Origin of the sequence: Mycobacterium europaeum (assembly GCF_034555895.2) — a bacterium.
In the GTDB taxonomy this organism is placed as follows: Bacteria; Actinomycetota; Actinomycetes; order Mycobacteriales; family Mycobacteriaceae; genus Mycobacterium; species Mycobacterium europaeum.
Window position 1 is genome coordinate 1959659 of record NZ_CP157315.1, and the last position, 9745, is coordinate 1969403.

At 67.5% G+C, this 9745-nt stretch carries 7 protein-coding genes; 4 read left to right on the forward strand and 3 right to left on the reverse strand.

What is annotated here, in order from left to right:
* Positions 1–98 precede the first annotated feature (98 nt).
* The 4 genes from U8D42_RS09250 (at position 99) to U8D42_RS09265 (ending at position 7134) form a co-directional block, all read left to right on the forward strand.
* Positions 99–1466: a hemolysin family protein gene (locus U8D42_RS09250; protein WP_322861435.1), complete on the forward strand. Its 1368-nt coding sequence runs from the start codon at positions 99–101 to the stop codon at positions 1464–1466.
* An 8-nt stretch (positions 1467–1474) separates the two neighbouring features.
* Entirely contained in the window at positions 1475–2503 is a 1029-nt protein-coding gene (locus U8D42_RS09255) for a hemolysin family protein (RefSeq protein WP_322861441.1), read from the forward strand.
* A gap of 290 nt (positions 2504–2793) precedes the next feature.
* Complete coding sequence (locus U8D42_RS09260; RefSeq protein WP_322861436.1) at positions 2794–4989, forward strand: malate synthase G; 2196 nt, start codon at positions 2794–2796, stop codon at positions 4987–4989.
* 108 nt (positions 4990–5097) lie between these two features.
* Complete coding sequence (locus tag U8D42_RS09265) at positions 5098–7134, forward strand: hypothetical protein (protein WP_322861437.1); 2037 nt, start codon at positions 5098–5100, stop codon at positions 7132–7134.
* Between the two features lie 81 nt (positions 7135–7215).
* On the opposite strand, the gene U8D42_RS09270 is transcribed toward U8D42_RS09265, so the two are convergent.
* The 3 genes from U8D42_RS09270 to U8D42_RS09280 all read right to left on the reverse strand — a co-directional run bounded on the left by U8D42_RS09270 (position 7216) and on the right by U8D42_RS09280 (position 9735).
* Entirely contained in the window at positions 7216–8025 is an 810-nt protein-coding gene (locus tag U8D42_RS09270; protein ID WP_322861438.1) for a methyltransferase domain-containing protein, read from the reverse strand.
* A gap of 215 nt (positions 8026–8240) precedes the next feature.
* A complete protein-coding gene (locus tag U8D42_RS09275) occupies positions 8241–9248 on the reverse strand; it encodes a zinc-dependent alcohol dehydrogenase (protein WP_322861442.1) in 1008 nt (335 codons plus the stop codon).
* A gap of 340 nt (positions 9249–9588) precedes the next feature.
* Positions 9589–9735: a hypothetical protein gene (locus U8D42_RS09280; RefSeq protein WP_322861439.1), complete on the reverse strand. Its 147-nt coding sequence runs from the start codon at positions 9733–9735 to the stop codon at positions 9589–9591.
* Positions 9736–9745: the final 10 nt, after the last annotated feature.

Below are 9745 nucleotides of genomic sequence, written 5' to 3' on the forward strand. Positions count from 1 at the left end.
TGCAGGCCATGGGCTTTCGGGCGCGGCGGTCCTCGGACGCGGCGCCCGATGCGGAGCCTTCCCCGGCCCCGCAATCGCCCAGCGGGCGGCGGTGATCCATGAACGCCACCGTCACCGTGATCAGCGTCGTGGCCATCGCCCTGCTCATCTTCGGCAACGCGATCTTCGTCGCCGCCGAGTTCTCGCTCACGACACTGGACCGCAGCGCCGTGGAGGCCAACGCCCGCGGCGGCGGACGCCGTGACCGCGCGATCCGGCGCGCACACCACAAGTTGTCGTTTCAGCTGTCCGGCGCTCAACTCGGCATCTCCGCCACCACCCTGGCCGCCGGTTACCTGACCGATCCGATGCTGGCCAACCTGCCGCACCCGTGGTTCGACGCGATCGGGATCTCCGAGCGGGCGGCCGACGCCATCATGGCGTTCCTGGCGCTGGTCGTCGTCACCTCGGTGTCGATGGTGTTCGGCGAGCTGGTCCCCAAGTACCTGGCCGTCGCGCGGCCGTTGTCGACCGCGCGGGCGGTGGTCGGCGTCCAGGTGCTGTTCTCGACGCTGTTCACCCCGGCGATCCGGCTGACGAACGGTGCGGCGAACTGGATCGTGCGCCAGCTGGGTGTCGAGCCGGCCGAAGAGCTGCGGTCGGCGCGCTCGCCGCAGGAACTGATTTCGTTGGTGCGCTCGTCCGCGCGCAGCGGCTCCCTGGATGCGGCCACCGCGTCGCTGGTGCGGCGCTCGCTGCAATTCGGCGCCCTGACCGCCGAGGAACTGATGACGCCCAGGTCGAAGATCGTGGCGCTGCAGACCGACGACACGGTCGCCGACCTGGTGGCCGCCGCGGCCGAATCCGGATACTCCCGCTTCCCGATCGTCGACGGCGACCTCGACGAGACCGTCGGCATCGCGCACGTCAAGCAGGTGCTGGCCATCCCCGCGGCCGAGCGGGCGCGCACGCCGCTGACCACGGTGGCGCAGCCCGTGCCGGTGGTGCCGTCGACGCTGGACGGCGACGCCGTCATGGCCGAGATCCGCGCCAACAGCCTGCAGACCGCGATGGTCGTCGACGAATACGGCGGCACCGCGGGCATGGTGACCGTCGAGGACCTGATCGAAGAGATCGTCGGCGACGTCCGCGACGAACACGACGACGCCACCCCCGATGTGGTGGCGGCCGGCACCGGCTGGCGCGTCTCGGGTCTGCTGCGCATCGACGAGGTGGCCGCCGCCACCGGCTTCCGAGCCCCGGAGGGGCCCTACGAGACCATCGGCGGGCTGGCACTGCGCGAACTCGGCCACATTCCGGCGGCCGGCGAGACCGTGAAGTTGCCCGCGCTGGACGCCGACGGGCTGCTGGACAGCTCGCTGCGCTGGCAAGCGACCGTGATCCGGATGGACGGTCGACGGATCGACCTGCTGGAGCTCAACGAGCTGCATGGTCACGGCGAGGGCCCGAAAGCGGGGCACCCGTGAGCGATCCCATGGGGGTGTTCCTGGCGATCCTGCTGATCGGCGTCAACGCCTTCTTCGTCGGGGCGGAGTTCTCGTTGATCTCGGCCCGGCGCGACCGCCTCGAGGCGCTGGCCGAGCAGGGCAAGGCCCGGGCGGTCACCGTCATGCGCGCCGGCGAGCAGCTTCCCGCCATGCTGGCCGGGGCCCAGCTCGGAGTCACGGCCGCCTCCCTGCTGCTCGGGCGCGTCGGCGAGTCGGCGGTCTCCAGCCTGCTGCGCACCGCCTTGGGCCTGACCGGCATTCCGCCGGCGCTGCTGCACACGTTGTCGTTCGCGATCGCGTTGGCGATCGTGGTCACGCTGCACGTGCTGCTCGGCGAGATGGTGCCCAAGAACATCGCGCTCGCCGGCCCCGAGCGGACGGCGATGCTGCTGGTGCCGCCCTACCTGGCCTATGTGCGGGCCGCCCGGCCGTTCATCGTGTTCTACAACAAGTGCGCGAGCGTGGTGGTGCGGGCGCTGGGCGTGGAACCCAAGGAAGAGCTCGAGATCACGGTCTCCCCCGTCGAGCTGAGCGAGATGATCGCCGAATCGGAGTCCCAGGGCCTGCTGGACCGCGAGGAACACACCCGGCTGACCCGGGCGCTGCAGATCCGCACCCGGGTGGTCGGCGATGTGGCCGTCCCGCTCACCGACGTCCACGCGGTGCCGGTGGCCGCGCCGGGCAGCGGCCCGACCGTCGGCGCCGTCGAGCAAGCCCTGGCCCAAACCGGCTACTCGCGATTCCCCGTGGCGAATGCCAATGGCGACTTCATCGGCTACCTACACATCAAGGACATGCTGACCCTCGGCGACGACCCCCACACGGTGATCGACCTGGCGATGGTGCGTCCCCTTCCCCGGCTGCCCAGGTCGCTGCCGCTGGCCGACGCGTTGTCCCGGATGCGCCGCAGCAACAGCCATCTGGCGCTGGTGACCGACGCCGGCGGCGACGTGGTCGCGATGGTGGCGATGGAAGACCTGGTCGAAGACCTCGTCGGCACGATGCGCGACGCATAGGGCCACCGCTCTCCGGGTGGGGCATTGCTGAGCCCGTATGATTCTCGGGGGCTGCCAGTCAAGTGCCAGTCAAGAAAGTGCTGGAAGGTGAAGGATTCCCGGCGTGCCGATGCGTTGCTGGAATTCGATCCCCTGGTTCGCCGCTGTGGCATGGATTCAGCTGTCAGCGCGGCCTGACCTGGTGCGGCGGGTCGGGCGGATACGCTCACCGGGCTGCTGCTCGGTACGCTGAAGGCATTGCCCTTCCGGGCCAATGGCGGCCAGAAGAGGCTTCATTATGGAGGAGAATCATGACTGATCGCGTGTCGGCGGGGAACCTGCGCGTCGCAAGAGTGCTCTACGACTTCGTGAACAACGAGGCCCTGCCCGGCACCGATATCGACCCGGACAGCTTCTGGGCCGGCGTCGACAAGGTCGTCACCGACCTCACGCCGAAGAACCAGGAGTTGCTCAACCGCCGCGACGAGCTGCAGGCCCAGATCGACAAGTGGCACCGGCAGCGCGTGATCGAGCCGTTCGATGTCGATGCGTACCGGCAGTTCATCACCGACATCGGTTACCTGCTGCCCGAACCCGACGATTTCACGATCACGACCTCGGGCGTCGACGACGAGATCACCACGACCGCGGGTCCGCAGCTGGTGGTGCCGGTGCTCAACGCCCGGTTCGCGCTGAACGCGGCGAACGCGCGTTGGGGCTCGCTGTACGACGCCCTGTACGGCACCGACGTCATCCCCGAGAGCGATGGTGCGGAGAAGGGCACCAGCTACAACAAGGTCCGCGGCGACAAGGTCATCGCCTACGCGCGCCACTTCCTGGACCAGGCGGTGCCGCTGGAATCCGGCTCCTGGGCCGACGCGACGGGGCTGTCCGTCGACGACGGCCAGCTGAAGGTCGCGACCGCCAACGGGACGGTCGGCCTGGCCAGCCCGGAGAAGTTCGCCGGCTACACCGGCGAGCTCGGCTCCCCCGACTGGTCGGTGCTGCTGGTCAATCACGGCCTGCACATCGAGATCCTCGTCGACCCCGAATCGCCGGTCGGCAAGACCGACCGCGCCGGCATCAAGGACGTGGTCCTGGAATCAGCCGTCACGACGATCATGGACTTCGAGGATTCGGTGGCCGCCGTCGACGCCGACGACAAGGTGCTGGGCTACCGCAACTGGCTCGGGCTGAACAAGGGCGAGCTGTCCGAAGAGGTGGACAAGGACGGCAAGACCTTCACCCGCGTGCTGAACCAGGACCGCACCTACACCACGCCCGACGGTGCGGGCCAGCTGACCCTGCCGGGTCGCAGCCTGCTGTTCGTCCGCAACGTGGGTCATCTGATGACCAACGACGCCATCGTTGATGCTGACGGTAACGAGGTGTTCGAGGGCATCATGGACGCGCTGTTCACCGGGCTGACCGCGATCCACGGGCTCAAGACCGGCGACGCCAACGGCCCGCTGACCAACAGCCGCACCGGGTCCATCTACATCGTCAAGCCCAAGATGCACGGACCCGACGAGGTCGCGTACACCTGCGAGCTGTTCAGCCGCGTCGAAGATGTCCTGGGCCTGCCCCAGGCCACCCTCAAGGTCGGCATCATGGACGAGGAGCGGCGTACCACCGTCAACCTCAAGGCGTGCATCAAGGCCGCCGCCGACCGCGTCGTGTTCATCAACACCGGCTTCCTGGACCGGACCGGCGACGAGATCCACACGTCGATGGAGGCCGGTCCGATGATCCGCAAGGGTGCGATGAAGAACAGCACCTGGATCAAGGCCTACGAGGACGCCAACGTCGACATCGGCCTGGCCGCCGGCTTCAAGGGCAAGGCGCAGATCGGCAAGGGCATGTGGGCGATGACCGAGCTGATGGCCGACATGGTGGAGCAGAAGATCGGCCAGCCCAAGGCCGGCGCCACCACCGCCTGGGTGCCTTCACCGACGGCCGCCACCCTGCACGCGATGCACTACCACTACGTCGACGTCGGCGCCGTGCAGGAGGAGTTGGCCGGCCAGAAGCGCACCACCATCGACGAACTGCTGACCATCCCGCTGGCCAAGGAGCTGGCCTGGGCCCCCGAGGAGATCCGCGAGGAGCTCGACAACAACTGCCAGTCGATCCTCGGCTACGTGGTGCGCTGGGTCGCCCAGGGTGTCGGCTGCTCGAAGGTGCCCGACATCCACGACGTGGCGCTGATGGAAGACCGTGCCACGCTGCGGATCTCGAGCCAGCTGCTGGCCAACTGGCTGCGCCACGGCGTGATCACCGAGGAGGACGTGCGGGCCAGCCTGGAGCGGATGGCGCCGCTGGTGGACGAGCAGAACGCCAAGGATGCGGCCTACCTGCCGATGGCGCCCAACTTCGATGACAGCCTGGCGTTCCTGGCCGCGCAGGACCTCATCCTGACCGGGACGCAGCAGCCGAACGGCTACACCGAGCCGATCCTGCACCGCCGCCGGCGGGAGGTTAAGGCCCGCGCGGCGCAATCAAATTGAGCTCGTGCCTTAATCGGGCTCACCACGCATCGGTGCAGCTGGTGACTAAGATCGGCGGTGGGTTGACAACAAGTCGGATGGATCGACGGAAAGGCGACGGGCACCGCTATGGGTAGGCACAGTTTGCCCGACCCTGAGGACTCCGCCGACCAGCCGTACGAAAGCGGCGAGACCGGCGACCACCACCCCGACGACTTCTCGGCCGAGGGCCACCACCCGGACGACGAGGAATTCACGGCGGACGACTACTCCGCGGGCGAAGACCTCTACGCCGAGGACGCGTTCGAGGATGACACCGCCGACGAATACCCGGAGTTTCCGCCGCGGCAGCCGGGCCCGGCGGCCGCGGAGCCGCCCGCCGCGTCGCCATCGCTGTTCGGCCGCGGCCACCGAGGGCTCGGCGAATGGCGCGGCGGCCATCGCAGCGTGGGCGGGCGCCGCGGAGTGAGCATCGGCGTGATCGTTTCCCTCGTCGCCGTCGTTGTGGTGGTCGGCGGCGTGATCCTGTGGACCTTTATCGGTGACGCCCTGTCCAACCGCTCGCACAAGGCTGCCGGACGCTGTGTGGGCGGCAAGGAGACCGTCGCCGTCATCGCCGACCCGTCCATCGCCGATTCGGTGCGGCAGTTCGCGGAAAGCTACAACTCCTCGGCCGGTCCCATCGGGGACCACTGCATGGAGGTCAGCGTCAAACCGGCGGGGTCCGACGCGGTGCTGAACGGCTTCATCGGCAAGTGGCCCGCCGAGCTGGGTGGGCAGCCGGCGTTGTGGATTCCGGGCAGCTCGGTGTCGGCCGCGCGGCTCGCCGGGGCCACGGCGCAGAAGACCATCACCGACAGCCGTTCGCTGGTGACGTCGCCGGTGGTGCTGGCCGTCCGGCCGGAGCTCCAGCAGGCCCTGGGCAGCCAGACGTGGGCGGCGCTGCCCGGGCTGCAGACCAACCCGAACGGGTTGGCCGGCGTGAACCTGCCCGCCTGGGGTTCGCTGCGGCTGGCCGTACCGATGAACGGCAACAGCGACGCGGCGTTCCTGGCTGGGGAAGCGGTAGCGGCCGCGGCCGCACCCGCCGGCGCCCCGGCGACCCAGGGCACCGGCGCGGTGCGTGCGCTGCTGAGCGGGCAACCCAAGCTGGCGGACAATTCGCTGACGGAGGCGATGAACACGCTGCTCAAACCCGGTGACCCGGCGACCGCGCCGGTACACGCGGTGATCACCACCGAGCAGCAGCTGTTCCAGCGCGGCCAGTCGCTGCCAGACGCCAAGGGCGCCTTGGCGTCCTGGTTGCCACCCGGGCCGGCGCCGGTCGCCGACTACCCCACGGTGCTGCTCAGCGGCTCGTGGCTCACGCAGGAGCAAACCTCGGCGGCCAGCGAGTTCGACCGTTTCATGCGCAAGCCCGGCCAACTCGCCAAGCTGGCCAAGGCCGGCTTCCGGGTCAATGGCGTCACACCGCCGAGCAGCCCGGTCACCACGTTCCCCGCCCTGCCGGGGACGCTGTCGGTGGGCGACGACGCGACGCGCGCGACGCTGGCCGAGGCGATGGCAGCCCCGTCGAGCGGGCTCGCCGCGACTATCATGCTGGACCAGTCGATGCCCGGCCAGGAGGGCGGGAAGACCCGGCTGGCGAACGTGATCGCCGCGCTTCAGGACAAGATCAAGGCGCTGCCGCCCACCTCCACGGTCGGGCTCTGGACGTTCGACGGCCACGAGGGACGGTCCGAGGTGCCCGGTGGGCCGCTCGGCGACCCCGTCAATCCCCCCAGTGGCCAGCCGCGCTCGGCGGCGCTGGTGGCCGCGTTGGACAAGCAGTACTCGTCGCCCGGCGGGGCGGTATCGTTCACCACGCTGCGGATGATCTACCAGGACGTGCAGGCGCATTACCGTACCGGGCAGACCAACTCGATATTGGTCATCACCGCGGGGCCGCACACCGACCAGACGTTGGACGGCCCCGGGTTGCAGGACTTCATCCGCAAGAGCGCGGACCCGGCGAAACCGATCGCGGTGAACGTCATCGACTTCGGCGCCGACCCGGACCGCGCCACCTGGGAAGCGGTCGCCCAACTCAGCGGCGGCGGCTACCAGAACCTCGCCACATCGGCGTCCCCCGACCTCGCCGCGGCACTCAACGCGTTCCTGAGCTGAGACGCAATTACTTTTGTTGGGGCGGAATGTACTTCGGACTCGCCAGCTAATCGAACGTCGCTTGGCTGACCGAGGACTCAGTCAGCATTCTGTCTCGCCTCGGTATTGACGGTTGGATTCGTCAGGGGCGTAAGCAAACGTTCCCCGCATTGAGGCGACGAACGCGCCGTGCGTGGAGCGGCGCACCATCTCGTCGTGCCATTGGCGCACCTCGGTGGCCGTGATCAGGTCGGTGTCGATCGCATGCTGCCAGATGGCGTCCATGTTCATGCTCGTGGTCAGGTCTTCGATGTCGTTAAACAAGCGGGTTTCCGGACGGGTGCTTACGGAGCTGAACCCACTGTCACGCAACCACTTTTCAAGCAGTTGCCCAGCCAGCGGCTGGCGATAGCAATCTTGGATACTACGAGCGATTGCCGCCGCTGCAGGCTCGGCGGTGCCCTCAACGGCAAGCGTTGCGGGGCTCGGCTCGAACAAGGCCGCGCGCGCGTTGGGACGCAACACGCGGCCCACCTCGGCGAGCGCCGAAACCGGGTCACTGAGATGAACGAGCACTCGCTCGATCCGACATCCGTCCACTGTGGCGTCCGCGATCGGCAGCGAGGTCCCGTCGGCCTGGACTAGCCACGCGGTCGGGCAGCGGCGGGCGCTGATTTCGAGCATGCGTCTGCTCGGGTCCACACCGATCGGGCGGCCGCCGGTCTCGGCAATCGCTACCAGGTCGTGGCCGGCGCCGCAGCCGACGTCGAGAATCCGTTGTCCTGCCGAAATTTCCAGTAGTTGGATGAGCTTTGTTTTGGTCGGCGCCCTGATGATGGCCATTCGATCCAAGAAGGACACCAGCCGGTCAGGATCGCCGCTGCGGTCCACATCGGCGAAGTCGGATGACACGATCCTCATCGTGCCGGAGTCGCCTGGGTAAAGCGAGCACCCCTGGCGGGCATCAATCGGGCGCACTGTCGCTACCCTTCGCTCGCCATCAGGGTGAACGTTTCACCGGCCTCAGATTCGCTGATCTGTGCTGGCATCGACCGGCGACTCCAAGGGCCAGAGCGCCGTTCGGCCACCCATGGGCGCACTCGCCTTCGATGCAACGGCACAGCCGCCTATCCGCAAGGCGCGGTTACGGGTATACCTGGCTTCGCCGAGTCGGTGCTGGTAAATGTCGACGGCGTCGAGATACCGGGGTCAGCGTCTCCTGCGCCGGGAGACAGAAAGCTCTTGAGGTTCTCGCCCGCGCGATCGGTGGCGAAGATATCGACGAAATCCTCTAACGGATGGGTCTGGCCTAGCAGGTCGGCCAGATCGTGACGAGTCAGGAATTCCAGGGATTCGGGGAACGTCCCATACGACACCGACTCGAATATCACTTCCTTACGCACCGCTGCGGCTAGATCGATGGCCACAGGGGCCGCGGGCCGGCTCTTGAGGATGATCCTGCCGCCGGGGCGTACGGCCCGGATCATTTCGTCGAAGGCCGGTGAGCTGGGTTGAGTCTCGATGATGAAGTCGTACGCATCCGTTTCTTGCGGCAATGACTGCCCCAGCCGTTGGGTCCTGACCGCTGGGAAGCCGGCGGTCGACAGCACACGTTTTGTCAGCTCCGCGATCCGGTTTTCACCGTGGATCAGGCCGCTGTCTCCCGGCTTAATGCTGGCTTTCAGTACGGCCAGGGAGGCGCATACCGGTTCGGTGTATGCGCCTTGCCTGAAAGACAGCGACGGCGGCAGTTGATGCACCACCTGAGCAGGTACCGCAACGTATTCGGCGAACGCTCCGTGCCGGCTGACCCCGAGGAACTGGTGGTTAGGACAGCATTCAGGCATCCCACCTGTGCATCGGACGCAGGCTCCGCACGGGATCACCGGCATCGCGGCTACCCGGTCTCCAGGAGCGAAGCTGTGGATGTCCGACCCGCAGGAGGCGACGACGCCTGCGAACTCGTGCCCGAGGATCAAGGGGTCAGCGCACGGGAGCTTTCCCTGAGCGACGTAGATGTCGGTGCGGCATATTCCCGCTGCCTCCACACGGATGAGGACTTCGCCCGGTCCCGGTTCAGGCACCGGCACACGGCACGCCCGCACCGAACGCCCCTGCTTGACAATCGCGCGCATCTCGGTCACGCTTCGCGCGTCCTTTCCCCCGTGGGATGCCTTAAGCGCATGAACCGCCTCGAGGCTTCTCGCGCTCGCATTCAGGACGAATCAATGTTAACGCCAGACAACGCTCGCCGCGCTCGAACCGCAGCACGGAATTCCGTGCATGAGGCAAGACCCGATAGAACGCAAACGGTCCCCTGAAGCCAGTCAGCCCAGGCCATCGAACTAACCGGCCGAGGGTGTGAGCAGGCCTAATGATTTGGCTGTTGGCGCCATCGCCCATCGCTCGTCCACTCTGCCAGCGGCTTATCGGCCAAGCAGCACACGGGCTTGGACCTGAGTTACGACAGCTGAATTACCTAAATTCCAGCGTCGAGTGGCTCCATCTGCCGATTAGCTGGAAGGCCGACGTTGATTGCGGGTCGGTGAGTTCGTCGATCTCAATGTCGTTGCGGTGGTGGCGGATCCGGTCGCGGGTGAGGGCGACCAGGTTGTCGGGCATGGCGCGGATG